Genomic DNA, 25,116 nt, shown 5'->3' on the forward strand with positions numbered 1-25,116 from the left:
TCGTCAGGCGCATGCTTTGAGTATAATAAAGGTTTGTAGAATTGCCCGAGAATTGAGCAGGGAATGCGAGCGCCACCCCGTTAAAGGTGGCGCCGGATAGACATTTTTAAACTTTAAACTGACGGATAGATTGTTGCAGTTCTTCTGCCAAACGAGCCACTTCTGAACTCGACTGAGACGTCTGTTGTGCGCCAGCAGTGGTTTCTTCAGCAATACCTACGATACTTTCAAGCTTCTCACTGATTTCTGCTGAAACCGTGTTTTGCTCGCGGGCAGATTGTTCAATTTGCGTACTTACATCGTAAGCTTTGCGGACTGCGTCAGAGATAACATCCAGTGCTCTGGTGGCGTTATCCGTTTGCTCAACACAGATTGCCGTTTGTTCTTTACCCTGATTCATTACTGCCACCGCTTTTTCAGCACCGGCTTGCAGCACTTCGATCATGGCGTTAATTTCTTGGGTCGATTGCTGCGTACGTGATGCCAGTGTGCGCACCTCGTCTGCAACTACCGCAAAGCCTCGACCTTGCTCACCGGCACGCGCTGCTTCAATGGCTGCGTTCAATGCCAGCAAGTTTGTTTGATCGGCAACGCCGCGAATAACATCGAGAATACCACCAATGCTGGCGCTGTCTTGATGCAGTTTATTAATCACTTCGGCGGCTTGCTCAACATCCCGGGCCAGTACTTCAATAGTGCGTTTGTTCTCAAGAGAAATTGAACGTACATTTTCCGCTTCACTGTCTGCATGACGAATTTCGTTAAGCGTGTCTTCGGCGCTCTGACTTACCACAATAGAGGTGCTATGCATTTCGGTTGTTGCGGTTGCAACCTGAGCAATCTGCGACTTCTGATCTTGTATAGAGTGCGTTGTTTGGGTGGTAACAGTCGATGTTTGTTCAGAGGCTGCGGCGAGCTGTTCAGCACGAGTATTAATGCCAGTGATTAGGCTTTTAAGATTGCCAATCAGCTTGTTACAGTTTTTCGCCAGTTGACCGAATTCGTCTTCAGCAGAGTCATCCAAACGGCGGGTAAGGTCGCCAGAAGAGGCTACATTCAGTAATTCGTTAACGCGATTCAGCGGGCGAGTGATAGCAATGACGGTCCAGTAACCGATGACCAGTGCTGCAGCCAGTGATGCCAGCGCCACCACAATCACGATGGTGTTGCCTGAGGTCACTTTAAACGATACCTGCTCGTCAATTTCTGCGGCTTTCTTATCTGCTTGTGTAAGCAGGTTTTCGAGGGCGCTAATGCCTTCCTGACTATTTGCATCGGAGCGAGACAGGGCTTGTTCAGCCGCATCGCGGTATTCTAAACGTGAACGTTGCAATGCCAACGCACCGTCAGAACCGGTAATGGCGTCAATGGCATCGTCAACCAGCGTCGAAATCTCATCCAGTGTACCCGTGGTATCTGCACCTGCTGCGGTACCTTGGATTTCGTTCATCATTTCACGCACACTGGTAACAATAAGCTCTACTTCATTACCGATAACGTCGGCGCGAACGAGAGTTTGGGTTTTTGCATATTCGTTAGCAACGGTAATGAGTTCAAGCAGGCGGCTTTCTAACTCACTACCGATTTCAGCTGATTTTTGTAGCGCAGCACTACGTGCTACTTCATCGGATTCGGAGAAATCCAGTAGATAGGTAGAAGCGTCGTCGGCATTGTCTTCTAAGTCACCAATCTTATCGCTTATGGCATTACGCATTTCCATAAACTGTCGATGGCTGGTGTACATTGCTTCTACATTTTGAATGTATTGCTCATAAGCGCCGTTTACCTGCTTAAGGCTGGCAAGCATGGCAGAGTCATCCGCCAGTACGGTTTCCAGCTTTTTCAATTCTGTACTGAAATTGGCTTTACTGTTCGTGAAGTTATCGTACTTGCTTTCAAGGCCATCCACGCTTTCTTCAATGTAAGCCTCGAAGGTAACGCGGCCCATATTCAGGAAGCTGGCTTTTAATGCATTACTGCTGGTAAGGGTGGGAACCGCTACCTTATTCACTTCATCAACCGCCGATCCCACTGAATTGAGGTTAATGAAAGAAGATGCACTGATTATGACTAATAGCAGGCTTATTGTGGCGAAGCCGCCGATAATGCGCTTGGCTACCGTGATTTTCATATGAACTCCTGAAACACAGTTTTATTTATAGTTTTAAGTAATCAGTTGTGTTCATGGTGACTGATACCTGAGGTGCTATGCGCTAATAGCTATAGCGCATTATTCTTATCGGCCGAACATTCCGCTTGTTTAGTCGAAATACCGATTAGTAAGTTTAATTGTAAACAAAAATTAGACTAAAGACCTATAGGAATCAGTTTTTTACGTTGTTTGTTTTGATACTGAGGTATTTACGGTGTCACATTGATAAGTGTGTTCGACGGAATTCTCATCGCAGTCAGGCTGTTGCCCCAAACGTAACCGGTATCCAGTGCAACAAATTGATTGTTCCCCGTTACGCCCTCGAGCGCAGCCCAGTGGCCGAATACAATGCGCTCACTGGCAGCGAGTGATGCATTCTCAACTTCAAACCAGGGAGTCACCGACGAAGGAGCATCTTCAGGGTGACTTTTGCAGGCAAATTCGAGGTGGGATTGCTTTTGCAAAAAACGCATACGCGTACAGGCATTAATGATAAAGCGCAGTCGCGGCGTGCCTTTCAACGCTTCTTTCCATTCGGTGGGAGAATTGCCATACATCTCTTCTAACAATGCACGCCACTTATCACCTTTTAATACGGTACTGACTTCGTTGCTCAATGAAAGTAAGGTTTTCGGTGACCACATGGGGTAAAGGCCGGCATGTACAATTGTGGTGGTTTCATCGAGGGCTAGCGCCAAGGGAAACTGGCGATACCAATCGATGATATCTTTTAGTTTTTTACTGTCTAGAAGAGGCCCGAGACGGTCACTTTTTTTCGCAGACTTTATGCCCTGAGACACTGCCAGAAAGTGCAGGTCGTGATTGCCAAGCACAGTGTTGAATCTGTCGCCTAAGTCCATCAGATACTTGATTGTCGCGTAGGAGTCTTCGCCGCGAGCAATTAAGTCGCCTACTGCAATTAATCTATCGCGCTTTTCGTCGAAGTGGGCTTTTTCAAGCAACGCCATCAGGCCGCCATAGCAACCTTGAATATCACCCACAATCAACGTTTGCGAGTCTGACATGCTGGCATCCTTATCCGTTGGAAGCGGTGCCAAAGTTTGACACCGTTTTTAGTTGATCGCGTTTGGTACGCTTAGACTGAAAATATTGATCGGCACGCGAAAGCGTTCACCGTCTTCATTTTCCATTTCGTAGTGGCCCTGCATGCTGCCCACGGGAGTATCAATAAGTGCACCGCTGGTGTACTGATATTCACTGGCTGGGTCGATAAGCGGTTGTTTACCCACAACGCCTTCACCCTGCACTTCGGTATTTTTACCATTGCCATCGGTGATTAACCAGTAGCGACTGAGCAATTGTACCCGCTCATCACTCTGGTTGCGGATAGTGATGTGGTAGGCAAATGCATATTTATCCGGCCCATTTGCCGGATGATCAGGGATGTGTTTCGCAGAAACTGAAACCAGAATACCGGGAGAAGCCGACATCTCAGCTCTCTCCGTCCCGGTCTGCTACCAAGTTTGCCACTGCCGCAAAATCAGCCAGTGACAAGGTTTCAGCGCGGGCAGTTGGCGATAAACTCAGTGATTCCAGTTCAGCTTCAGTCACCCAGTCACCCAAACTATTACGAATAGTTTTGCGGCGTTGGTTGAATGCTGCTGCACACACCTTTTCCAGCAAGGTAACGGATTTCACCGCGACTGGTGGCGTGGCATGTGGCACTAAACGTACCACGGCTGAATCAACCTTCGGGGGCGGCTTAAATGCACCAGGCGGCACATGCAGCACGGGAATCACCGCACAGTAATACTGCGCCATTACCGATAAACGCCCATAGCTTTTAGAGCCTGGTCCAGCGGCAAGTCGGTTCACTACTTCTTTTTGCAACATAAAGTGCATGTCTTGCACTTTGCCACTAAAGCTAAAGAGGTGGAACATCAAGGGGGTAGAGATGTTGTAAGGCAGGTTGCCGAATACCCGTAATTTGCCTTCAGGGTTCGGCATCGCCGGTAACAAATCGGCAAAATTGAGTTTCAGGGCATCCTGCTCAACAATGGTCAGTTTACTGCCGTGAAAAGGATGATGACGCAGACGTTCTGCCAGGTCGCGGTCGAGTTCAACCACGGTAAGGCGTGAAACCTCTTCACACACCGGATCAGTTAACGCACCAAGGCCGGGGCCGATTTCTACCAGGTTCTCACCATCAACGGGATTAATTGCACTAACGATATTGCCAATAACATAGTCGTCATGCAGGAAGTTCTGGCCAAAACGCTTACGCGCGGTGTGGCCTAAATGTGTTTTACTCATTGCTGCCTGTTCGCTAATTCAATAGCTTTATGCATTGCTTTTGTGAAACTGCCCGCATCTGCTTTTCCGGTACCCGCGAGGTCGCAAGCAGTACCATGATCGACAGAAGTACGGATGAATGGCAGGCCAAGGGTGATATTCACCGAGGCGCCAAATCCTTTAAACTTAAGTACCGGCAGTCCCTGATCGTGGTACATCGCTAACACGACGTCGGCGTCGTCGAGATATTTAGGCTGAAAAATAGTGTCTGCGGGAAGCGGACCTACCAAATCTAAACCTTCCTCACGCAAGTCATCTAAAGCCGGGATAATCGTGATCAGTTCTTCTGATCCCAAATGCCCGCCTTCACCCGCATGAGGATTTAGCCCACATACGTAAATGCGCGGTTTAGTAATGCCAAACTTCAGTTTCAAATCGGTGTTAATGATATGAATGACTTTGTGCAGGCGCTCTTTCGTTATCGCCTTAGACACATATTCAAGTGGAATATGTGTGGTGGCTAGCGCTACATTAAGGCCTTCAGTCGATAACAGCATCACCACATCAATGGTGTTTGACTGGTAAGCGAAGTATTCGGTATGTCCGCTGAAAGACACACCGGCTTTGTTAATAATGCCTTTGTGAACGGGGCCTGTTACTACCGCATCAAACCCTTGCTCCATATTGGCGTGACACGCCTGACGCAGGGTTTCCACTACATAGTGCCCATTATCGCTGTCTAGCTCGCCGGGTACCACATTCACTGCAGTATCGATTTGCTGCAAGTACAGCGAACCGGGCGCCTGAATTGCGTTGTTCTCGGCGTCGAAAGGAATCAGCTTCAGTGGCAGACCCAGAAGGTCTGCCCGGGCTTTCAGCATGGTGCCGTCGCAAAATACCACAAGCTGCGCATCCCATTGCTGCTGTGCTAGCTGAATGATGAGGTCAGGACCAATGCCCGCTGGCTCACCTGGCGTTACTGCTATTCTTATTGGCGTCATCGTTTATCTCGCCGTTATATTATTCAACAACTTCAATGTAAGCAGTATCGCGCATTTCACGCAACCAGGCTTCAGACTCTTCTTTAAACTTACGATTGAACAGAAGTTGATAAGCTTTATCTTCTTTACGTTTGTCTGTGGCATCGTCAATACGGCGATCGATAAGCTGCATTAAGTGCCAACCGAATTGTGAACGAACAGGTTCACTGTACTCGCCAGGCTCAAGGCCAGCAAGGGCTTCACGGAAAGCCGGTACATAGTTGTTCGGATCAGACCAGCCAAGCTCACCGCCTTTTAACGCTGAACCCGGATCTTCAGAGTGTTCTTTAGCCAGTTCTGCGAAGTCTGCGTCGCCGTCGATAACTTGCTGGCGGAATTTCTCAAGCATTTCTTTGGCTTTCTCATCACTTAAAATAATAGAAGGTTTAATGAGAATGTGACGGGCATTCACTTCTTCGATGGTGATTTTCTCGATACCACGGGTATCTTTAATTTTCAGAATGTGAAAACCCGCACCACTACGAATAGGACCAATCAATTCGCCTTTCTCTTTACCCTGAACCGCTTCAGCAAAAAGGGTAGGCATAGAGTTAACGTTCATCCAACCCATATCACCCCCTTCCAGTGCGTTTGAACCAGACGATGAGGTGATGGCGATTTTGGTGAAGTCAGAACCGTTATTCAGTAGTTCAATAACTTTATCTGCACGGCTACGGGCGCTAGCAACGTCTTCATCTGTGGGGCTTGATGGCAGGCCAATCAGAATGTGGCCTAAGTTATATTCGGCTTGTTCTGCGCCTTGTTGGTCCATCAGTTTAACCAGGTTACTGATTTCCTGAGGCGTCACGTATACACGACGGCGAACGTTGGCACGGGTGACTTCACCAACAATCAGTTCTTCACGAACGTCTTCGCGGTAATCGTCGTAAGCGATGCCTTGTTGCTCTAATTCATTGCGCAGGTCATCGATGGTTGCGCCCTGTTGCTGGGCGATGTTTGTAATGGTTTGCTCCAGTTGCGGGTCGCTAACCTGAACACCCATACGCTCGGCCATTTGCATCTGTAAGCTTTTGGTGATCAAACGCTCGATGGCCTGGGTACGAAGCACGCGGTCGGAAGGCAGGGCCTGGCCCTGTGCTTCAGCGTTGCGCTTTACTTCATTGACCAGAGATTCGATTTCACTTTCCAATACCACGCCTTGATCGACGATGACGGCCACTTTATCTAATGAAACAGATTGAGCCAAACTCATAAATGAGCACAGGGCACTGATACAAATCGCGCGAATAATGAACTTCATAATTACTCTTTTTATCGGTTTATTCTTTGCTAACAGCAGACATATCTGTCAACTGGCGCATTAATTTAAACTATATGGCTGTCGGTAGCCAAATAATCCGTTCGACAACATGTTATTGCTGGTACCACTGGAACCCATTCCTTTGAAAATGAAATTCAGCGATATGCCGGAGTCAAATTCATCAATTGACTGTGCACCATCTACAGCGTAACGGTTACTCAGCTGACGTTGGGCAACAATTTGAATAGCCCAACAACAGGATTCATATTGAAAGCCAACGTAGTTTTCCACACTGCGGTTGCGATCAAGATCACGGTAAGTCCGACCAACCAATTGCCATCTGTCAGACAACGGCCAGGCAGCAGACAGTCCCACTTGGTCAATTCTTTCGCTTGAGAGTTCCCTGACATAGCGGTGGGTTAACTGAATTAATTTGTTGCTGCTCTCGCGATACTCAAACGTTGTGCTGGCACGTTCGACTTTATCGGTTTCCGTCGCGATTTGAAAATCGGTGTGGAAGAACCAGTCGTCAGTCATTCGCCAGTCAAACTCGGCAGCCAGCGCTGAACGGTTGCCTTCACGAATAGCAGAGGTTACCCGGTTGTCATCGAGATAGAATATCTGACCCACACTGAGAACAAATTGTTCCCGGTTGGTTTCATCCAGTAAGCGACTGGTTAATGCAACGGTGACTTCGTTGTTATCGCTAATTCTGTCGAGACCGGTGAAATCCTGTCCGCGGAACAGGCCTTCCACGTCGGTTAACCACAATGTGGTATCGTAAAAACCAATGCCGCTTTGATCTTCATAACTGGTGTAAAGATACTGCACGCGAGGTTCTAGCGTCATCGTGTGATTATCGCCAAACCAGCTGTCTTCGTTTTCAAAATACAGCGCGCCGTACAGCTTACCTTGGGTTAGGGTGCGGTTTACTGTTTCTTCCAGATCAGTATTTTCGACGTGATCTTGCTCGTAGTAGGTGTTTAGTACACTGGCTTCTGCTGAGAACTCACCCCATTGGCGTTGAAACGGTACTCGAATGGTAGGCGCCGTGTGAAAACGCATGGCGGTGGGCGCAGTGGCTGACTTACTGTCGAACCAGGCCAACTCAGAGTTCAGTTCTAATTCCAGGTACTTTGCCAGTGGCAACTCATAATTCAGTTTGGCTTCGGGTAACGCCCGGTAGGTGGTTGGGTAGTCACCGATAATTTCGAAATCACGCACATGAACAGAGAACAGCAGTTCATCGGAGAAGTAATTAATACTGCCGGTGCGGAACAGGTGCGTATCTGCCCGGTTGTAGAAGTCACTGCCTAAATCCACAATGTAGTTGTCGTCGCTGATACCATTAACGTTAACCGACGCCATCCAGTTATCTGCGAAGAATCCTTCATGAGAAATGCGATAGAAATAGCGATCAGGGTTGCCGGCCATATCGTTGTCTTGCGGCAGATATTCCAGATTCAACTGGCTGTAGCTGTCTGCTGACATATGACGAAATTCTGTTTTCAGCTGCACACCGCGCTTCGACATTACCCGAGGCGATAATGTGAGGTCGTAGTTCGGTGCCATGTTCCAGTAGAACGGTTGCTCGTAATCTACCCCAGTGTTGCTGGAGTTAGAGATTTTCGGGAACAGGAAACCGGTTTGACGCTGGTTACTGATGGGGAAAGCGAAATACGGCATGTAAAATACCGGCACATTGCCTAAATAAAACCGGGTGTGCTTGGCTTCGCCCCATGGTCTGCCACGACGAATATTAATTTCAGACGCTCTGATCATCCATTCTTCACCGCCTTCCGGGCAGGTGGTGAAGCTCACGTCTTTTAACACCAGACCGTCTTGCGCGTTTAATGCAATGGTGCTGGCATCGCCACGACCGGTAGAGTTATTCAGGTGGTAAATGGTGTTCGACATGGTCAGGCTTTCATCGGTGGAATCCACATCGACACTGTCTGAAGCTACATGTACCTGACTGTCTTCATATACCACATCGCCCTTGGCGAATAATTGTTGGCCGTTGTTATTGATCTGCGCCTGGTCTGCACGAATGGTGGCAGAGTCGGAAATAATATCCACGTTGCCAGAAAACAGCGCCACTTCTCGCTCTATAATTTCTGTTCGATTGGCTTCCACTTTTACCTGGCCGGCAGGCATGAGCTTGCTGCTGGAAAACGTGACAGCAGGTACCGGACAAAAAGCGGGCTGCTCTTGGCTATCCTGAGAGGATGACTGCGATTGCTGCGCCAGCGCAGAGGAGCTGCTGATTGCCGCTAGCAGAAAAGAGGCACAGGTTTTTTTCATGTGTTGATGGAGGGCCTGTTTCTTATTTCACAACGGATTGTGAGGGTGTCCTGAAATTCGGCAAAGTCCGTAATCGGGCATAGTGCCATAAAGTGACCAATTCTAAGCACTTCTGTGCGCTGAGCCAACCGCCAGAAGCAAAAAAGATGAAAGTTTCTGCGAGTTTGCCCGTATATCTTCTTTGACTGGTTTAATAATGGCAATTCGACGCCATATATCATGGCTCATCAAGGTAATAATGCACCCAGAGTATCTACTTGTCTTAGCGCGGCCTTTTCTGCGCGGGGACAGATGCGGCTATTAACTTACCAGCCAATCTTATACAGTGTTCTGGTACTTTGCGGGATTAATTCAGGAGAACGGTAGTATGTCATTTTGGGGAAAAATCCTCGGTTTTGTGTTCGGGTTTATGTTCCTGAAAATTCCCGGCGCAATCATTGGCCTTATTGTGGGGCACTTTTTTGATAAAGCCTACAGCCAGGATTTTAATCAACTGGGCGGGTTCGGCCGTTTCTTCACCGACCAGTCTGGGGTAAAACAACAAGCGGTATTTTTCCACGCGCTGTTTTCGTCTTTAGGTCATCTGGCTAAATCAGACGGTCACGTAACCGAGCGCGAGATTAAAATTGCCACGCTGCTCATGGATGACATGAAGCTTGCGGGTGATGCTCGCCGGGAAGCGCAGCAAGCATTCCGGGAAGGGAAGTCCTCCTCTTTTCCTTTGGCGGACACCTTAAAAGGGCTGGTTGAATCCTGCCATGGTCGCCGCGACATATTACAGGTGTTCCTGGAAATTCTTATTCAGGCCGCCTTTGCCGACGGCACGCTTTCTACACCCGAATACAAAGTGCTGGAGAAAGTCGCGTCGATTCTGAATTTCAAACGCCAGGAACTCGACTTCCTGATTTCTGCTTACGAGGCCGAAATTCGTTTCCGTCAACGTGGCGGACAGGGCGGAGCCGGTGGTCAGCAAGGCGGCCACCGTGCACAACCTTACTCCGATACTCAAAGCCTGGAAGACGCCTACAAAATTATTGGTGTGAGCGAGTCAGACGACGAGAAAACCATCAAGCGGGCGTATCGTAAGCGTATGGCGGAACACCATCCTGACAAACTGGCGTCCAAAGGATTGCCGCAACAAGCGTTAGACATTGCTAAAGCGAAAACCCAGGATATCCAGGCCGCTTACGAACTGATTAAAGATAAGCGCGGGTTCTAAGGTATGGCCAAGGCGGTACTGAGTGACGTAAACCTGCGGCTCATCGATGAATTCATCGAAATGCTCTGGTTGGAAAAAGGACTCAGCGAACATACTCAACAGAGCTATCGGACCGATCTCACTAAACTGGCACTGTACTGTCAGTCAGAAGAAAAAACCGATGATATTAGCCTGTTGATGATGGAGTCGGTGCAGTCGTATTTGTTGCACCGCCGCGATATGGGATTATCTGCTCGCAGCACCCAGCGTGCCATGTCAGCCATGCGGGCTTTTTATATTTATCTTATTGGTAAACACGTGCGCACCGACAATCCGGTCACGCAGATCCCCAACCCTAAATTACCGAAAAAATTGCCAGCGTCGTTAAGCGAACAACAGGTTGACGACCTGCTTAATGCGCCCAATCCAGCCGAGCCGGTAGAGTGCCGCGATAAGTGCATGTTGGAAGTGTTGTATGCCACTGGCTTGCGGGTGTCTGAACTGATTGGTCTGCGTCTTGATCAGGTAAGTTTGCAGCAGGGCGTGGTGCGGGTAACCGGTAAAGGCAACAAAGAAAGATTGGTGCCGTTAGGTGAAGATGCCATTGACTGGATTGAAACCTACATGAAAACGGCCCGACCGGAACTGCTGAAACATCAAACCGATGTGCTTTTTGTTAGTTTGCGTGGCGTGCAGATGACCCGCCAGACATTCTGGCACCGGATAAAATACTATGCCCAGGTGGCTGGTATCGATCAGCATTTGTCACCACACACATTGCGCCATGCGTTCGCGACCCATTTGCTAAACCATGGCGCCGATTTACGCGTGGTACAAATGTTATTAGGCCATAGCGATTTATCCACCACCCAAATTTATACCCATGTGGCAACCGAACGGTTACAGAATTTAATTCATACCCATCATCCTCGGGGGTAATGCGGTGAACGTCGTGGGTATTCTTTCAGATGCCTTTCCGGCGTTTAACTTTATGCTAATATTGCGCTAACTAAGCATAATAATCAGTTTCAGATGGGCCAGCTAGCCTGTTCAGCAAGGAGTTTTCATGAGATTTAGCCATCACGCAGTGATGCTCGCCCTTGGTATTGTATTATCAAGTGGTTGCTCGGCAGATGCCGAAACCAAGCAAGCCAGCGAAACAAAAACCGCCACACCAGTAAATGAAACAGCAGAACAGGCCGTTTACGACACAGTAACGGGCGTGGTGGGTGTGGAACCCGATGCGATTGCCAATTCACAAATCGACGGTTTGTTGCAGGTAACTGCCGCTAATCAGGTGTTTTACGTTACTGAGAAAGGTGACTACATCATGTTTGGTCACCTGTTCGATGTGAATGCCGGCATGAAGGACGTAACGGAAGTAGCGCTGGGTCAAGTGCGTCTGGACGTGATTGCGCCATTCGCTGATCAAGGCATCGAATTTAAAGCGGAAAACGAAAAGCACGTAATGACCGTGTTTACCGATTATTCCTGCGGTTATTGCCAGAAACTGCATCGTGAAGTCGAGGAGCTTAACGATGCCGGTATCACCGTGCGTTACCTGGCATGGCCTCGTCAGGGGCTGAACACGCCAAATTACGACAATATGGTAGCCATCTGGTGCTCGGACGATCCGCAACAAGCGTTGAACCGCGCAAAATCGATTTCGAATCCTACGTTCCCTAAAGCCGATTGTGATAACACAGTGGCAGAGCAGTTTGTTGCCGGACGCCAGTTAGGTATTCGTGGTACGCCAGCGATTATTTTTGATGACGGTACCATGTTACCGGGCTATAAACCTGCCGCAGAGCTTATTGCTCAGTTTGCCCGTTCAGAGTAAGTCATGTCGTTACCCATCGTCAGACGCCAGCTTTGCTCGGCGTCGCGTTTAAGTGCTGAGTTACACCCTGTGCTCGACAGGGTGTATCGCGGTCGGGCGGTTGAAACGGTTGATGAACTCGACAACGCCCTAAAACAACTTTCCCACTTTAATCTGCTAAAAGGCATCGATGATGCCACGCACTGCCTGATCAATGCCATTCGCCAACAAAAGCGGGTTACCATTATTGGCGACTTCGACGCCGATGGCGCCACCTCTACGGCCGTGTGCATGCTGGCGCTAAAACAGCTTGGCCTGCAGTCGGTGAATTATCTGGTACCGAACCGCTTTGATTTTGGCTACGGCCTCAGTGAGCAAATTGTGGAAGTGGCTTACCAGCAGGGCACAGATATTCTGCTTACGGTAGATAACGGCATTGCTTGCTTAGCTGGGGTGACAAAGGCGAAGTCTTTAGGGCTTGAAGTGATAGTGACCGATCACCATCTACCCGGAAATACACTGCCTGATGCAGACGCCATTGTGAATCCGAACCAGCCTGGATGTCACTTCCCATCGAAGAACCTGGCCGGGGTAGGCGTCGCGTTTTACCTTATGCTGTCTTTGCGATCTGAAATGCAAAAAGCCGGTATGTTTAATGACATACCCGCGCCGAATCTGGCCAACTTGCTGGATATCGTGGCGGTGGGCACGGTGGCCGATGTGGTGGCGCTGGATAAAAACAACCGCGTGTTGGTGTATCAAGGCTTACAGCGTATTCGCAGTGGGCATTGTCGACCGGGCATAAAAGCCCTGTTCGAAGTGGCCAACCGCAATAAACCGTTGGGTTACCTCACTTCCACAGATTTAGGCTTTGTGATTGGCCCCCGTTTAAATGCGGCAGGGCGGCTGGATGACATGGCACTGGGTATAGAGTGTTTGTTATGCGACGACGCAATTCAGGCCCGTCATATGGCGGCAGAGCTAGATAGACTCAACCTGCAGCGCCGCGCCATCGAAACAGAAATGAAAGAAGAGGCGGAAGCCGCGCTGGAATCAATTTCGTTAGGCGACGCCTTGCCGCCAGCGTTGGTGCTGTATCAGCCTCATTTTCATCAGGGCGTGATCGGTATCGTAGCGGGCCGACTTAAAGAAAAGCATCATCGACCTGTGATTGTGTTTGCCAAGCAAGATGAAACCACGCTGAAAGGTTCTGCTCGTTCCATTCCTGGTCTGCATATTCGCGATATTCTTGATGAAGTGAATACCGGCTGGCCCGGCGTAATCGATAAATTTGGTGGTCACGCCATGGCGGCAGGACTGAGCTTACCCGCCGACGCCTTGCCTGCGTTCGAAAAAGCGCTGCAAACGGTGGTGTTACGGCACCTTGAGAATATCGACTGCGAAAAACAAATTTTGTCTGATGGCGAACTGGCCGCTGATGAAATGGATCTCACCCTTGCGCATGCATTGCGTCAGGCCGGGCCATTTGGTCAGGGGTTCGATGCGCCTAAGTTCGACGGTGTGCTGGATATTGTTGATCAGCGCATGGTGGGCGAGAACAAGAACCACCTCAAAGTGGTATTCCGCAAAGACAATGGCGAGGAAATCGACGGCATCGCTTTTGGCGTAGATACCAATGTGTGGCCGAACGCCGGTATTCTGCGTGCCGAAGTGGTGTATCAGTTAGACATCAATACGTTCCGCGGGCGCGAATCTGTGCAGCTATTGGTTGAGGAGATCGCGCCCCGTGACTGACGGCAAGGCCCTTACCGACAAACATCGCGACCTCACCCACAGCGAAAATCTGCGGGTGATCTCCCATGTTCAGCGGGAAGAGGGTGACTGGGTAAGACACACTTTAATGATTGAAGGCGTAGACGTGCCGTTTATTTTCCGTCGTAAGCAGCAGTATCAGTCGTTAAAAGGGGCGCGGGTAAACCTCACCTATTACCGGCAGAGTGAAGAGGTCGCCGGTATTGAATTTGAAACCATGAAAGTGGTGCGGATTAAGCGGAGCTAACCGGTATGTCGCAGTCGGAATGGCTGGATGCTTACGTGCTTCACCGTCGTCCTTATCGGGAAACCTCTTATATCGTGGACTTTTTTACCTTTCAACAAGGTAAAGTAAGCGCCGTGGCGAAAGGCGTGCGTAGCAGCAAAAACGACCGCAAAAGCCTGCTCCAACCCTTTCGCAAAGTGCGTGTTCAGCTTTCAGGCAAAACCGATTTAAAAAATCTACGTACCATCGAAGGCGACGGCCCTGTGCCCATGCTTTCCGGAAACAGCCTGTTTTGCGCCATGTACCTCAATGAAATTCTTAACCGCGTGATGCCCGCCGGCCTCGCCAGTGATACCGTGTATTTGCAATATCAGCATGCGCTCAATGCCATTGATGAACAGCCCGATATTGAAAAAATCCTCCGCGAATTTGAGTTTGCCTTACTTGAGGAAATGGGCATGCTGGCGGACTGGTTTTCAGACGGAATCAGCGGCGAGCCAGTGGAAGAGAGTGGCTGGTATTTATACTCGCCGGAACAAGGCTTTGTTACCTGTCATCAACGTGATCACAAATACCGTTTACCGGGTGCGGCGCTACTGGCATTGGGCAACGGGGAGTGGAACGAAGTGTCGCGCCGGGCAGCAAAACTTATCAATCGTCAGGCGCTTCATGTCTTGCTTGGCGGCAAACCGCTAAAAAGCCGGGAATTGTTTCGCAGTTAAACCCCATTGTGAAATGATTTTCAGCAACCACTTAGCGAGTTTTTTGCTACAATCCTCGCACTTCCTGGCTATCACGCTATTTCAGTTCAGAGGCACAATAATTCATGAAAGACATCCTGTTAGGCGTCAATATCGATCATATCGCTACGCTTCGTAACGCCCGTGGCACCAGCTACCCCGATCCGGTGCATGCAGCCGACATCGCTGAGCGTGCCGGTGCCGATGGTATTACCGTGCACTTGCGTGAAGACCGTCGTCACATTAAAGACAGGGACGTGGAAATTCTTGCCCGCACTATTAATACCCGCCTGAATCTTGAAATGGCCGTGACCGATGAGATGCTGGAGATTGCGCTTAAAACGCAACCCGCGTTTTGCTGTTTGGTTCCTGAAAAGCGTGAGGAACTCACCACTGAAGGCGGCTTAGACGTGGCTGGCAATTTTGATGCGGTGAAACATGCCTGCGATGTACTCGGCAACGCCGGCATAGAGGTGTCACTGTTCATCGATGCCGACGAAAAGCAAATTGATGCCGCGGTAGAATGTGGTGCGCCGTACATCGAAATTCACACCGGCCAATATGCCGAAGCCAAAAGCGAACGGGAACAGGAAGTGGAACTCGACAGGCTTCGAAAAGGCATAAGCTACGCCGCGAAGAAGGGCCTGAAAGTCAATGCGGGTCACGGCTTGCACTATCACAATGTGAAGCCCATTGCGGCAATTCCTGAACTGATTGAGCTGAATATTGGGCACGCCATTATTGCTCGCGCCGCGTTTGATGGCCTGGCAAACGCCGTTGCCGATATGCGTGCACTCATGATTGAAGCCCGCGCCGGGAGTGCTAAGTAAGTCATGGCCATTGTGGGAATGGGCACCGATATCGTTGAGATAGCCCGTATTGAAGAAGCGTTATCCCGATCATCGCGGTTAGCGCCTCGCGTGCTTACGCCAACGGAAATGACGCTGTTTGAAAGCAGCAGTGAGCCGGTGCGCTATCTTGCCAAGCGGTTTGCAGCAAAAGAAGCGGCCGTCAAAGCGTTAGGTACGGGGATCGGCCGTGGTATTGGCTGGCATCATATTGAAGTGTCTAACGATGAACTTGGGGCTCCTAAACTCGCTTTTTCAGATGCCTTCGCACAGCGCTGCGAGGCACTTGGCGTGACTCACAGCCACATTTCCATTTCTGACGAACAGCATTACGCCACCGCTACCGTGATCCTTGAATGCCTGCAACCCGCGGGCAAAGAGGTGTAAGCATGGTCAGTATTTATAAACCGGCTAAAAAACCGAAGAAGCAGCCCAGCGCAAAAACTGTGACCATTGAGTCTATGGACATGAATGGACAGGGCTTTTGCGGGCAGGACTCTTCTAAACAGGGAAGTCCGGTACTCTTTGTTGATGGCGCGCTTCCCGGCGAAACCGTAGAAGTGGCAATAACCCAAAGCCAGAAGCGCTTTAGCCGTGGTCGCGTGCGCAAGGTGCTGCAAGCCAGCGCTGAACGTCGCGCTCCGTTCTGTCCACTCATCAACACCTGTGGCGGCTGCCAGCTTCAACATGTCGATGCTGATGCGGCACTTAATATGCGACAGCAAGCCATGGACAGTTATTGGCAGAAGCAGCTTAACGTGGCCGATATTCCCTGGCAGCCTGCGATTACCGGCGAACGCCGTGGCTATCGACGCAAAGCGCGTCTGGCCGTAGACGCCCGCAACGACGATAAATTTATCATGGGGTTTCGTCAGGAACAGGGCAAAAACATCGTTAATGTAGACCATTGCCCGGTACTCAGAGACGATTTGTCTGCGCTGATAACCCCGCTAAAAAGTGTATTCGCAGGACTACCTGGTCGTCGTCACATTGGTCACGTCACCCTCACTGGTGGCGATAATGTGAACGCGGTATCGGTGCGTATGGTCAAACCGGCTAACTCTGCCTTTAAAAATGCGCTGACTGCGTTTGCCGAACAGAACCAGATTAATGTCAGTATTGATGGCCCTGATCAACACCAACGCTTGTATGAGGTGGCACCCTTAGTCTGTCACACTGAAGATGATCTGGTGCTGACACCGTCTGATGACGATTTCATTCAGGTTAACGGTGATGTGAACCGTAAAATGGTGGCGCAGGCCATGCAGTGGTTGAACCCGCAGGCGGGAGAACGCATTGCCGATTGGTTCAGCGGACTGGGCAATTTTTCTCTTTCGCTGGCAACGCGCGGCGCGCAGGTACAGGCCGTGGAAGGCGTGGCCGAAATGGTGCAACGGGCGAGAGAAAATGCGTCAAAGCAGGGCGTGAACAATATAGATTGGCTGCATCTGGATCTGTCTGACGAAAAAGCCGTACAAACTGCGTTGGCAGCCGGATTCGACAAAGTGCTTATCGATCCTTCACGTGAGGGGGCTTACGCCGTTTGCGAAGCGTTAAGCCAATCTGGCATCAAATCAATTTTGTATGTTTCTTGCAATCCGAGTACGCTGACAAGAGATGTGCAGTGCCTTCTGTCTGCCGGATACGCCATCGAGCAAGTGGGACTCATTGAAATGTTCCCGTATACACGGCATCTGGAAGTCATGATGTTACTAACGGATAACCAATAAGAAGTTAAAGCGAGTTGATGTGTTATGGTATCAACACGGAAAGTACACGAGCCGGACAGACCGTCCTTTGAAGCCTGGCTGGACAGCCTGTCGCTAGGTGACACAACCAAAGAAAAGCTGAAAGCAGTTTCGCACATGCCTGATCGCCTGCTGGTGGGTCAGGAAATGGTGGAAATTCTCCATCAATTGAATATGGACGACGCAACCTTGCAGGCTGCGCTGGTGTATCCTTATTGCGAAATGCATCACCTCTCCGACGCCGACGTGTTAAGCGAATTCGGCGAAGAGATCAGCGACCTCATTAACGGTGTTCGCCGAATGGACGCCATTAAAACGCTGCACAGTCGCCGTCGCAGCGAATCTTCTCTTTCGATGCCCGACGAACAGCATATCGATAGCATTCGTCGTATGTTGCTGGCCATGGTGGAAGATGTTCGCGCTGTGGTCATCAAGATGGCCGAGCGGATCTGCGCCCTGCAACAAGTGAAAAAGGCCGACGAAGAAACCCGGGTGCTGGTAGCCAAAGAATGCGCCACCATTTATGCACCGCTGGCGAACCGTTTAGGGATTGGTCAGTTGAAATGGGAACTGGAAGATCTCGCTTTTCGCTATTTGCATCCAAAAACTTATAAAGATATTGCGAGTCAGCTAGACGGCAAACGCAAAGAGCGCGCCAGCTACATCGAAAATATCGTGACCGATTTACAGGATCTGGTCGACCGGGAGCATATTAAAGCCGAGGTTTACGGCCGTCCTAAGCACATCTACAGCATCTGGAAGAAGATGCAGAAGAAGCATCTTACCTTTGAGCAGCTTTTCGATATCCGCGCCGTGCGCATTATCGCTGAGCGACTTCAAGACTGCTATGCCGCGCTGGGTACGGTGCATGCCAACTACAAGCATATACCGAAAGAATTCGACGATTACATCGCCACGCCGAAACCCAATGGTTATCAGTCTATCCACACGGTCATTGTGGGGCCCGCCGGAAAGCCGGTAGAAATTCAAATTCGCACCCAACAAATGCACCAGGATGCAGAGTTAGGTGTGGCGGCGCACTGGAAGTATAAAGAAGGCTCCACCGGTAAAGCGTCGGGGTACGACGAGCGTATTAACTGGTTACGCCGCATTTTGGCGTGGCAGGAAGAAGTGGCGGAAAGCGGCGATTTAGTGGAAGAACTGCGCAGCCAAGTCTTCGACGATCGCGTTTATGTATTCACGCCAAAAGGCGATGTGGTGGACTTACCTCAAGGTGCCACGCCGCTGGACTTCGCGTACTACATTCACAGTAACGTAGGGCACCGTTGTATTGGTGCGAAAGTAAATGGCCGCATCGTGCCGTTTACGTATCAATTGCAAAGTGGCGACCAGGTAGAGATCCACACCGGTAAAGAGCCGAACCCGAGTCGCGACTGGATGCATCCAGGCCTGGGTTATGTGCATTCTTCCCGTGCTCGAGCCACCATTCATTCGTTCTTCAAAAAGCAGGATAAAGAGAAGAATCTCCAGGCCGGTAAAGAGATGCTGGAGCGCGAACTTGCCCGTGCGCATCTGCCGGTGAAAGTGCCCGTTGAGGCCTGTGAGAAGTACAACCTGAATCACATTGATGATCTCTTTGCCGCTATCGGTGTGGGCGACATTCGTGTGATGACGGTAGTGAATCACGTTCAAAGTCTGCTTGAACCGCCTGCACCAGTGCAGGAGGAAGAAATCAGTCCGAAGGTGAAAACCCGTCGTAACGCCGGTGCCAAGGGCAAGCAAGATACCATTGTGATTGAAGGTGTTGGTCACCTCATGAGTCAGTTGGCGAATTGTTGTAAGCCGGTACCTGGCGAGCGCATTATGGGTTACATCACCATTGGTCGAGGCGTGAGTGTTCACAAAGAAAACTGTGATCAGTTGCAGCATTTGCTTGAGCAGCACCCTGAGCGACAAATTGAAGTGAACTGGTCGTCCGATCTTAATGTAGGTTTTGAAACCGATATTGATATCTTCTGTAGCGACAGAACCGGTTTGCTGCGTGATATTACTACGGTATTGGCCAACGAAAGCGTGGCGTTGTTAGGCGTGAACAGCTTAAGTGACAAGTCCCGTCAGACTGCACTCATTACGATATCTGTGGAAGTCTCTGACAATCAGGTGCTGGCCAAGGTAATTGCCCGTTTGCAACAGCTAAAAGGTGTGGTGGATGTCAAACGAAAAGCCCGTTAGTCCTTCGACGTCGTTCTTTTCTGCGCTGGACAGCGAGCCGACATCCCCGCTTGGGTATGCCTGTTCGCTGCAACAAGCATGCGCCAGCGTTGGCTTCGACTGGACCGAAATGCCACCGGTGCTGGATAAAGTCAGAGAGGAAATTGACGAAATTCAGCAAGAACTGGATTGCGAGCCGGTGAATCCGGCTCGTTTGCATGATGAAATCGGCGATGCATTTTTTGCTTTGGTAAATTTAGCCCGCCATGCGGGCATTTCGCCCGATGACGCCGTGGCAGCCGCCAGCAATAAATTTCGCCAACGTTTTGAATTGGTCGCGGCTTTGGCTGAGGCCGGAAAAGGCAGCATTGGCGATTACTCCCTGGAAGAACTGGATGCATTCTGGGGCCAGGCTAAAGTTTCGCTACAGACAAACCCTCAATCTCGCTGATCAACGCTTCAGGGTGCGAAATCCAGTTCGCGTGCTTTAGCTGATACGATAATACGTTAGACGCTAACCGGTGCACGCGCCGGTTTTTATCCCGCGCCATTGCCCAGCCTTGCTTGTGATAAGGGTAGCGATTAAATATTTCGACTAATTCACCGCTTACAAGCAAACGCTTAAGTCCTTCCTGTAATCGCTCCTGCAATTCCGGCTTGTTCGGATTTACAAAAAAGTACTCATAGCTGGGGTAAACCAGCAAATGATTTTGCTCAATGGTCAGTTTAGGGTTCTCGTGGTAGGAGAGGTCGCGGAATACCTCCACAACGTTACGGGGGAAGTAGTCAACAATGTCCTCTTCCAACAAGCGATACATCGACGAAAACCACGAACTCCAGGATATGCTCTGCACAGCAAATTCGTTGTACTTAAGAATTTGGGTATCTGGCCAGAATGTCCCTTGTACCGACGACATGGTTTTAAGCCTTGCCAGGCTAAGCTGAGCGGGGAAATCTTTTTGGCGGTTATCATGAATAACAAATACCCGGTGTCCGCCAAGACCTTGCAATAAAGGGAAGCGAACTGGCAGCAATTGCGACTCAAGTTCATCGGTGGTGACGCACCACATAATGTCGCTTTCACCGGCTCTTAGCGTTTGTATTTCACGGTTTTGCGGCAAGGGAACAGGGAAGGGGATGAGTGTGACGGCACCGTAATCGTTTTCCGTCACCCGAATGGCCGCATGCAACACTTCAATGTGGTAGCGCCCGTATTCCGGATCTGAAAAGGCCTGGGTATAAAGGTACTCTTCGGTCAACGCAGATTGCCCTGTAAAAAACAGCAACATGGTGAGATACATTCTGACTGAAAGGCTCATTTTACGTTTCATCGCATTTATTCTTCGTATTCTTTGCATAATAACGTTTGCGCAACATCCCCAACTAAATGTAGAACACAAATTAGCTAAATCCAATATTTCTGAAAAAATCTTATTAATTTACCTGCAGGGGTTCGCTTTTTGCCCAAAACCTGTATAATTCGCGCCCTGCCCAGTTACGCCCACCTTTGGGAAGGTGGAAGAATCAATGGGCTCGAAGGGGTCCGGTCATTGATTTTAATTAGATTTCCGGGGGTTCCGGTAATCTGTAACGAAGAATTTTTCGGGTGATTTTAGAAATGAAAACTTTTGTTGCTAAGCCAGAAACGGTACAACGTGACTGGTACGTGGTAGATGCCACTGACAAAACTCTTGGTCGTCTTGCGACTGAAATTGCACGCCGTCTGCGTGGTAAACATAAAGCTGAGTACACTCCTCACGTTGATACTGGCGATTACATCGTTGTTATCAATGCAGAGAAAGTGACTGTAACCGGTAATAAAGCGAAGGGCAAAATGTACTACGCGCACACTGGTTACCCTGGTGGTCTGAAAGAGACAAACTTTGAAAAACTGATTGCTCACAAGCCAGAAATGGTTATTGAGAAAGCAGTTAAAGGAATGTTACCAAAAGGCCCTCTGGGTCGTGAAATGTTCCGTAAAATGAAAGTTTACGCTGGTGCAGAACACAAGCACGCAGCTCAGCAACCACAAGTTTTGGACATCTAAGGAGCATTTGACATGGCAGATACTCAATACTACGGCACAGGCCGCCGCAAAAGTTCTACTGCTCGTGTGTTCCTGCGTCCAGGTACAGGCAGCATCGTAGTTAACAAACGTGCTCTTGACACATACTTCGGTCGTGAGACTGAGTGTATGGTTGTTCGTCAACCACTTGAGCTGGTAGAAATGACTGAAAAGTTTGACGTATACATCACTGTTAAAGGTGGTGGTTCAAACGGTCAAGCTGGTGCAATCCGTCACGGTCTGACTCGTGCTCTGATGGAGTATGATGAAGCACTGCGTCCTGCACTGCGTAAAGCTGGCTTCGTTACTCGTGACGCTCGTCGCGTTGAACGTAAGAAAGTTGGTCTGCATAAAGCACGTAAAAAGCCACAGTTCTCCAAGCGTTAATTCGTTTATTACTGTTGCAAAAAACCCGGTCATGTACCGGGTTTTTTTATCCTCAACATCCCCGCATTAAATTCCCTTCAAAAAACAATCTTATCCCGGCAGTAGTCTATACTGAAACTCGAATCGCAAGATGAGAATAGCCACACAATGCGTGTTGAAATTAAAAGGGAACTCTGCGTGTATTTTGTACAGCGGCATGTTAGCTTAACATTGTGTTAAAAACTGACCGTCGGCAAAAATTCAGCAAAAGACCGTTTTTTTCTCAGGACTTTGATTGAGCGCAGGTTATCGTTTTTTAATCAAAGATAAAACCTTGTAAGAATAAGGGCTTTTCACTTATCATCTTCGGTCGAAATTATAATAATGCATCGTGAAACTCGACGCTAACCCGCGTCAGCAGATGAAATCAAGACAGGCCGTCAGGTATTGTTCGTAATTATATTGTAAAAATAATGCGACAAGCCTGAGAGAATCCGAATCTGGAGAATTGTGGATGAGTAACGTATCAGTAGATGCAAAAGACTCTGCACTCAACGCACCTCAGCAAGACAATACACGTCGCCGTTTTTTAACGGTCGCTACGTCGGTTGTTGGCGCAGTGGGCGTTGCGGGTGCGGCAGTGCCTTTTGTTACTTCCTGGAATCCGAGTGCGAAAGCCAAGGCGGCTGGTGCTGATATTGAAGTCGATATCAGTGCTATCGAACCGGGTCAGCTAATCCGGGTGATGTGGCGTAGCAAACCAGTCTGGATTGTGCGTCGAACACCAGAAGTATTGGAAGAGCTGGCGACACACGAAGATCAACTTCGTGATCCCAATTCAGAAGCAGAACAACAACCTGCTTTTGCCCAGAACCGCTATCGTTCTATGAAAGACGAATATCTGATTTTGGTGGGTATCTGTACTCACCTGGGTTGTTCTCCGCAATATCAGAAAGACGGTGCATTTGAAGAAGCAGTTGAAGGCGTACCTAACGGTTTCTTTTGCCCGTGTCACGGTTCCAAGTTCGATATGGCCGGCCGCGTGTTTCAGGGGGTGCCTGCACCACTGAACCTGGTAGTGCCACCTTACCAGTATGTTAACGACACCACCGTTATCATTGGTTCCGAAGCGGAGGCCGTATAATCATGAATGCATTTCTGAATTGGATAGAGCAAAGAATCCCGATGATGCGGGTGGCGAATATGCACGCCATTCAGTATCCGGCTCCGCGAAACATGAACTTCTGGTATGTGTTCGGTTTCCTCGCCACCATTGTATTGGTGAATCAGATTGTTACCGGTATTTGGCTAACCATGAACTTCAACCCAACCTCGGAAGGCGCGTTCTTCTCTGTTGAATACATCATGCGTGAAGTCGATTTCGGTTGGATTATTCGCTACATGCACAGTACCGGCGCATCGGCGTTCTTTATTGTGGTGTATGCACACATGTTCCGCGGCATGATTTATGGTTCTTACCAGAAGCCCCGTGAATTACTGTGGGTGTTCGGTATGTTTATCTACCTGGCGCTAATGGCTGAAGCCTTTATGGGCTACGTGCTGCCTTGGGGCCAAATGTCATACTGGGGTGCACAGGTTATTGTATCCTTGTTCGGTGCCATTCCGGTTATCGGCCCTGATTTGGTAATTTGGATTCAGGGTGACTACGTTATCTCAGGGGCAACCCTTAATCGCTTCTTTGCCTTGCACGTTATCGCACTGCCGCTTGTCATTGTTATTCTGGTATTCCTTCATATTATTGCGCTGCACGAAGTGGGTTCTAACAACCCAGATGGCGTGGCCATTAAGCATAAAAAAGGCTCATTGCCAGAAAGTGAAAAAACCAAATATCAAATTCACGAATACTACACCAGCAAGTACGACATTGCTGACGACGTAGTGCCATTCTTCCCGCACATCGTGCTGAAAGACCTTGTGGCCTTCTCGGTATTCTTGTTTGTGTTCTGTTACATCATGTTCTTCGCCCCGGAAATGGGCGGTAAGTTCCTGGAGCATCCAAACTTTGAGATTGCGAATCCGCTGAAAACCCCGGAACACATCTTCCCGGTTTGGTACTTCACGCCTTTCTACGCCATCTTGAAAGCGGTGCCTAATAAACTGATGGGTGTACTGGCCATGTTCGGTGCTATCGCCGTACTGTTCGCGCTACCTTGGGTAGACCGTGGTCGGGTGAAATCATGGCGTTATCGTTGCGGTTTGCACAAAGTCAATCTGCTGGTATTTGCTGTTGTGTTTGTATTCCTGGGTTACCTGGGCGGCACACCACAGGAAAACTGGAAGATCATCGCGTCTCAGGTTGCGACTGTGCTGTATTTTGGTTTCTTCGTCGCACTGTTCTTATACAGTAAAAACGAAAACACTAAACCTGTACCTGCGAGGATCCCGAAATGAGAAAAATAATGTTGTTACTGGCATTCCTCGTACCGGGAATGGCGATGGCTGCCGGTGGAAATGTACATCTTGATAAAGCGCCTGTCGATCTTACCGACAAAGCTTCGATGCAGCGCGGTGCCAAAATTTTCATGAACTACTGTTTGGGCTGTCACTCGATGCAGTATCAGCGCTATCAGCGAACGTTCACGGATTTAGGCATTCCTGACGAAATCGGCCAGGAAAACCTACAGTTCACTGGCGAGAAGGTAACCGACTACATTACCCGCTCTATGCCAGAAGAATCAGCAGCCACCTGGTTTGGTGCGGCGCCACCAGATTTAACCCTGGTAAACCGTGTTCGTGGTTCCGATTGGATTTACACCTATTTGCGTAGCTTCTACGTGGATGAGTCCCGTCCTTTCGGTGTAAACAATCTGGTGTTTAAAGACGTGGGCATGCCCCATGTGCTGCAACCGTTGCAAGGTACACCGCGCCTGGCGCATGAAGAAGTCATGATCGATGGCGAGCAAAAAGAGCAGTATGCGGGTATTAAAACCGATGGCGACGGGGCATTAACGCCAGAAGAGTACGATCAGGCAATCGCCGATTTGGTTAACTTCCTCGCTTACAGCGGCGAACCCTTCCGTTTGCAGTCTGAAAGCATTGGAAAATGGGTACTGGCCTTCATTGTGGTGTTATTCATCTTTGTTTATCTACTGAAGAAAGAATACTGGAAGGAAGTGCACTAATTCGAGTT

24 protein-coding genes are annotated in these 25,116 nt (G+C 49.4%); 16 read left to right on the forward strand and 8 right to left on the reverse strand.

Annotated features, from left to right (window positions below; translation table 11 throughout):
• Positions 1–106: 106 nt before the first annotated feature.
• From BFC18_RS03850 to BFC18_RS03880, 7 genes are all read right to left on the reverse strand, one after another.
• Entirely contained in the window at positions 107–2,131 is a 2,025-nt protein-coding gene (locus BFC18_RS03850) for a HAMP domain-containing methyl-accepting chemotaxis protein (RefSeq protein WP_070123872.1), read from the reverse strand.
• A gap of 230 nt (positions 2,132–2,361) precedes the next feature.
• Positions 2,362–3,177 carry a symmetrical bis(5'-nucleosyl)-tetraphosphatase gene (locus BFC18_RS03855; protein WP_070123873.1) on the reverse strand — a complete coding sequence of 272 codons (816 nt, stop codon included), beginning with the start codon at positions 3,175–3,177 and terminating at the stop codon, positions 2,362–2,364.
• A 48-nt stretch (positions 3,178–3,225) separates the two neighbouring features.
• Positions 3,226–3,603 carry a Co2+/Mg2+ efflux protein ApaG gene (gene apaG, locus BFC18_RS03860; protein WP_070123874.1) on the reverse strand — a complete coding sequence of 126 codons (378 nt, stop codon included), beginning with the start codon at positions 3,601–3,603 and terminating at the stop codon, positions 3,226–3,228.
• Between the two features lies 1 nt (position 3,604).
• Positions 3,605–4,426, reverse strand: a complete 822-nt coding sequence (gene rsmA, locus BFC18_RS03865) for a 16S rRNA (adenine(1518)-N(6)/adenine(1519)-N(6))-dimethyltransferase RsmA (protein WP_070123875.1) — start codon at positions 4,424–4,426, stop codon at positions 3,605–3,607.
• On the reverse strand, positions 4,423–5,406 hold the full coding sequence (gene pdxA, locus BFC18_RS03870) for a 4-hydroxythreonine-4-phosphate dehydrogenase PdxA (RefSeq protein ID WP_070123876.1): 984 nt from the start codon (positions 5,404–5,406) through the stop codon (positions 4,423–4,425). The genes rsmA and pdxA overlap by 4 nt, the downstream gene beginning before the upstream one ends.
• Positions 5,407–5,425: 19 nt before the next feature.
• Positions 5,426–6,706: a peptidylprolyl isomerase SurA gene (gene surA, locus BFC18_RS03875; protein ID WP_070123877.1), complete on the reverse strand. Its 1,281-nt coding sequence runs from the start codon at positions 6,704–6,706 to the stop codon at positions 5,426–5,428.
• A gap of 60 nt (positions 6,707–6,766) precedes the next feature.
• Positions 6,767–9,010 carry an LPS-assembly protein LptD gene (locus BFC18_RS03880; RefSeq protein WP_070123878.1) on the reverse strand — a complete coding sequence of 748 codons (2,244 nt, stop codon included), beginning with the start codon at positions 9,008–9,010 and terminating at the stop codon, positions 6,767–6,769.
• A 367-nt stretch (positions 9,011–9,377) separates the two neighbouring features.
• Between BFC18_RS03880 and djlA the strand changes: the two genes are divergently transcribed.
• The 11 genes from djlA to BFC18_RS03935 all read left to right on the forward strand — a co-directional run bounded on the left by djlA (position 9,378) and on the right by BFC18_RS03935 (position 19,985).
• A complete protein-coding gene (djlA, locus tag BFC18_RS03885; protein ID WP_070123879.1) occupies positions 9,378–10,229 on the forward strand; it encodes a co-chaperone DjlA in 852 nt (283 codons plus the stop codon).
• Positions 10,230–10,232: 3 nt separating this feature from the next.
• Positions 10,233–11,147, forward strand: coding sequence for a site-specific tyrosine recombinase XerD (xerD, locus tag BFC18_RS03890; RefSeq protein ID WP_070123880.1), 915 nt, complete (start codon positions 10,233–10,235; stop codon positions 11,145–11,147).
• 127 nt (positions 11,148–11,274) lie between these two features.
• Entirely contained in the window at positions 11,275–12,048 is a 774-nt protein-coding gene (locus BFC18_RS03895; protein ID WP_070123881.1) for a DsbC family protein, read from the forward strand.
• Between the two features lie 3 nt (positions 12,049–12,051).
• Positions 12,052–13,782, forward strand: coding sequence for a single-stranded-DNA-specific exonuclease RecJ (recJ, locus tag BFC18_RS03900; protein ID WP_070123882.1), 1,731 nt, complete (start codon positions 12,052–12,054; stop codon positions 13,780–13,782).
• Entirely contained in the window at positions 13,775–14,047 is a 273-nt protein-coding gene (locus BFC18_RS03905) for a hypothetical protein (protein ID WP_070123883.1), read from the forward strand. The genes recJ and BFC18_RS03905 overlap by 8 nt, the downstream gene beginning before the upstream one ends.
• A gap of 5 nt (positions 14,048–14,052) precedes the next feature.
• A complete protein-coding gene (gene recO, locus BFC18_RS03910; RefSeq protein ID WP_070123884.1) occupies positions 14,053–14,748 on the forward strand; it encodes a DNA repair protein RecO in 696 nt (231 codons plus the stop codon).
• Between the two features lie 104 nt (positions 14,749–14,852).
• A complete protein-coding gene (pdxJ, locus tag BFC18_RS03915; RefSeq protein ID WP_070123885.1) occupies positions 14,853–15,596 on the forward strand; it encodes a pyridoxine 5'-phosphate synthase in 744 nt (247 codons plus the stop codon).
• A gap of 3 nt (positions 15,597–15,599) precedes the next feature.
• On the forward strand, positions 15,600–16,001 hold the full coding sequence (acpS, locus tag BFC18_RS03920; protein WP_070123886.1) for a holo-ACP synthase: 402 nt from the start codon (positions 15,600–15,602) through the stop codon (positions 15,999–16,001).
• A gap of 2 nt (positions 16,002–16,003) precedes the next feature.
• On the forward strand, positions 16,004–17,344 hold the full coding sequence (rlmD, locus tag BFC18_RS03925) for a 23S rRNA (uracil(1939)-C(5))-methyltransferase RlmD (protein ID WP_070123887.1): 1,341 nt from the start codon (positions 16,004–16,006) through the stop codon (positions 17,342–17,344).
• A 24-nt stretch (positions 17,345–17,368) separates the two neighbouring features.
• Positions 17,369–19,555: a GTP diphosphokinase gene (relA, locus tag BFC18_RS03930; RefSeq protein WP_070123888.1), complete on the forward strand. Its 2,187-nt coding sequence runs from the start codon at positions 17,369–17,371 to the stop codon at positions 19,553–19,555.
• A complete protein-coding gene (locus tag BFC18_RS03935; RefSeq protein WP_070123889.1) occupies positions 19,533–19,985 on the forward strand; it encodes a MazG nucleotide pyrophosphohydrolase domain-containing protein in 453 nt (150 codons plus the stop codon). The genes relA and BFC18_RS03935 overlap by 23 nt, the downstream gene beginning before the upstream one ends.
• Here the strand turns inward: BFC18_RS03935 and BFC18_RS03940 are convergent.
• The gene (locus BFC18_RS03940; RefSeq protein ID WP_070123890.1) at positions 19,948–20,865 is read right to left on the reverse strand and encodes a type 2 periplasmic-binding domain-containing protein; all 918 of its coding nucleotides are present in this window, start codon (positions 20,863–20,865) and stop codon (positions 19,948–19,950) included. The two genes, BFC18_RS03935 and BFC18_RS03940, sit on opposite strands and share 38 nt — an antisense overlap.
• A gap of 287 nt (positions 20,866–21,152) precedes the next feature.
• On the opposite strand from BFC18_RS03940, the gene rplM reads away from it, so the two are divergent.
• The 5 genes from rplM to BFC18_RS03965 all read left to right on the forward strand — a co-directional run bounded on the left by rplM (position 21,153) and on the right by BFC18_RS03965 (position 25,108).
• Entirely contained in the window at positions 21,153–21,581 is a 429-nt protein-coding gene (gene rplM, locus BFC18_RS03945; RefSeq protein ID WP_070123948.1) for a 50S ribosomal protein L13, read from the forward strand.
• Between the two features lie 12 nt (positions 21,582–21,593).
• Positions 21,594–21,986, forward strand: coding sequence for a 30S ribosomal protein S9 (gene rpsI / locus BFC18_RS03950; RefSeq protein WP_070123891.1), 393 nt, complete (start codon positions 21,594–21,596; stop codon positions 21,984–21,986).
• 493 nt (positions 21,987–22,479) lie between these two features.
• A complete protein-coding gene (petA, locus tag BFC18_RS03955; protein WP_070123892.1) occupies positions 22,480–23,109 on the forward strand; it encodes a ubiquinol-cytochrome c reductase iron-sulfur subunit in 630 nt (209 codons plus the stop codon).
• 2 nt (positions 23,110–23,111) lie between these two features.
• A complete protein-coding gene (locus BFC18_RS03960) occupies positions 23,112–24,377 on the forward strand; it encodes a cytochrome b (protein ID WP_070123893.1) in 1,266 nt (421 codons plus the stop codon).
• On the forward strand, positions 24,374–25,108 hold the full coding sequence (locus BFC18_RS03965) for a cytochrome c1 (protein ID WP_070123894.1): 735 nt from the start codon (positions 24,374–24,376) through the stop codon (positions 25,106–25,108). Before BFC18_RS03960 ends, BFC18_RS03965 begins: the two co-directional genes overlap by 4 nt.
• The last annotated feature ends 8 nt before the right edge of the window (positions 25,109–25,116 follow it).

The sequence above is a fragment of the Alteromonas confluentis genome (assembly GCF_001757105.1).
GTDB classification, from domain to species: Bacteria; Pseudomonadota; Gammaproteobacteria; order Enterobacterales; family Alteromonadaceae; genus Alteromonas; species Alteromonas confluentis.

Excerpts from the sequence above, each read along its gene's own strand:
- pdxA (WP_070123876.1), bottom strand. The coding sequence starts at position 5,406 with ATGACGCCAATAAGAATAGCAGTAACGCCAGGTGAGCCAGCGGGCATT.
- BFC18_RS03850 (WP_070123872.1), bottom strand. The coding sequence starts at position 2,131 with ATGAAAATCACGGTAGCCAAGCGCATTATCGGCGGCTTCGCCACAATA.
- recO (WP_070123884.1), top strand. The coding sequence starts at position 14,053 with ATGTCGCAGTCGGAATGGCTGGATGCTTACGTGCTTCACCGTCGTCCT.
- BFC18_RS03855 (WP_070123873.1), bottom strand. The coding sequence starts at position 3,177 with ATGTCAGACTCGCAAACGTTGATTGTGGGTGATATTCAAGGTTGCTAT.
- djlA (WP_070123879.1), top strand. The coding sequence starts at position 9,378 with ATGTCATTTTGGGGAAAAATCCTCGGTTTTGTGTTCGGGTTTATGTTC.
- BFC18_RS03940 (WP_070123890.1), bottom strand. The coding sequence starts at position 20,865 with ATGAAACGTAAAATGAGCCTTTCAGTCAGAATGTATCTCACCATGTTG.
- pdxJ (WP_070123885.1), top strand. The coding sequence starts at position 14,853 with ATGAAAGACATCCTGTTAGGCGTCAATATCGATCATATCGCTACGCTT.
- acpS (WP_070123886.1), top strand. The coding sequence starts at position 15,600 with ATGGCCATTGTGGGAATGGGCACCGATATCGTTGAGATAGCCCGTATT.
- BFC18_RS03960 (WP_070123893.1), top strand. The coding sequence starts at position 23,112 with ATGAATGCATTTCTGAATTGGATAGAGCAAAGAATCCCGATGATGCGG.
- BFC18_RS03965 (WP_070123894.1), top strand. The coding sequence starts at position 24,374 with ATGAGAAAAATAATGTTGTTACTGGCATTCCTCGTACCGGGAATGGCG.
- rplM (WP_070123948.1), top strand. The coding sequence starts at position 21,153 with ATGAAAACTTTTGTTGCTAAGCCAGAAACGGTACAACGTGACTGGTAC.
- BFC18_RS03895 (WP_070123881.1), top strand. The coding sequence starts at position 11,275 with ATGAGATTTAGCCATCACGCAGTGATGCTCGCCCTTGGTATTGTATTA.
- apaG (WP_070123874.1), bottom strand. The coding sequence starts at position 3,603 with ATGTCGGCTTCTCCCGGTATTCTGGTTTCAGTTTCTGCGAAACACATC.
- BFC18_RS03880 (WP_070123878.1), bottom strand. The coding sequence starts at position 9,010 with ATGAAAAAAACCTGTGCCTCTTTTCTGCTAGCGGCAATCAGCAGCTCC.
- petA (WP_070123892.1), top strand. The coding sequence starts at position 22,480 with ATGAGTAACGTATCAGTAGATGCAAAAGACTCTGCACTCAACGCACCT.
- rsmA (WP_070123875.1), bottom strand. The coding sequence starts at position 4,426 with ATGAGTAAAACACATTTAGGCCACACCGCGCGTAAGCGTTTTGGCCAG.
- rlmD (WP_070123887.1), top strand. The coding sequence starts at position 16,004 with ATGGTCAGTATTTATAAACCGGCTAAAAAACCGAAGAAGCAGCCCAGC.
- recJ (WP_070123882.1), top strand. The coding sequence starts at position 12,052 with ATGTCGTTACCCATCGTCAGACGCCAGCTTTGCTCGGCGTCGCGTTTA.
- surA (WP_070123877.1), bottom strand. The coding sequence starts at position 6,706 with ATGAAGTTCATTATTCGCGCGATTTGTATCAGTGCCCTGTGCTCATTT.
- BFC18_RS03935 (WP_070123889.1), top strand. The coding sequence starts at position 19,533 with ATGTCAAACGAAAAGCCCGTTAGTCCTTCGACGTCGTTCTTTTCTGCG.
- relA (WP_070123888.1), top strand. The coding sequence starts at position 17,369 with ATGGTATCAACACGGAAAGTACACGAGCCGGACAGACCGTCCTTTGAA.
- rpsI (WP_070123891.1), top strand. The coding sequence starts at position 21,594 with ATGGCAGATACTCAATACTACGGCACAGGCCGCCGCAAAAGTTCTACT.
- xerD (WP_070123880.1), top strand. The coding sequence starts at position 10,233 with ATGGCCAAGGCGGTACTGAGTGACGTAAACCTGCGGCTCATCGATGAA.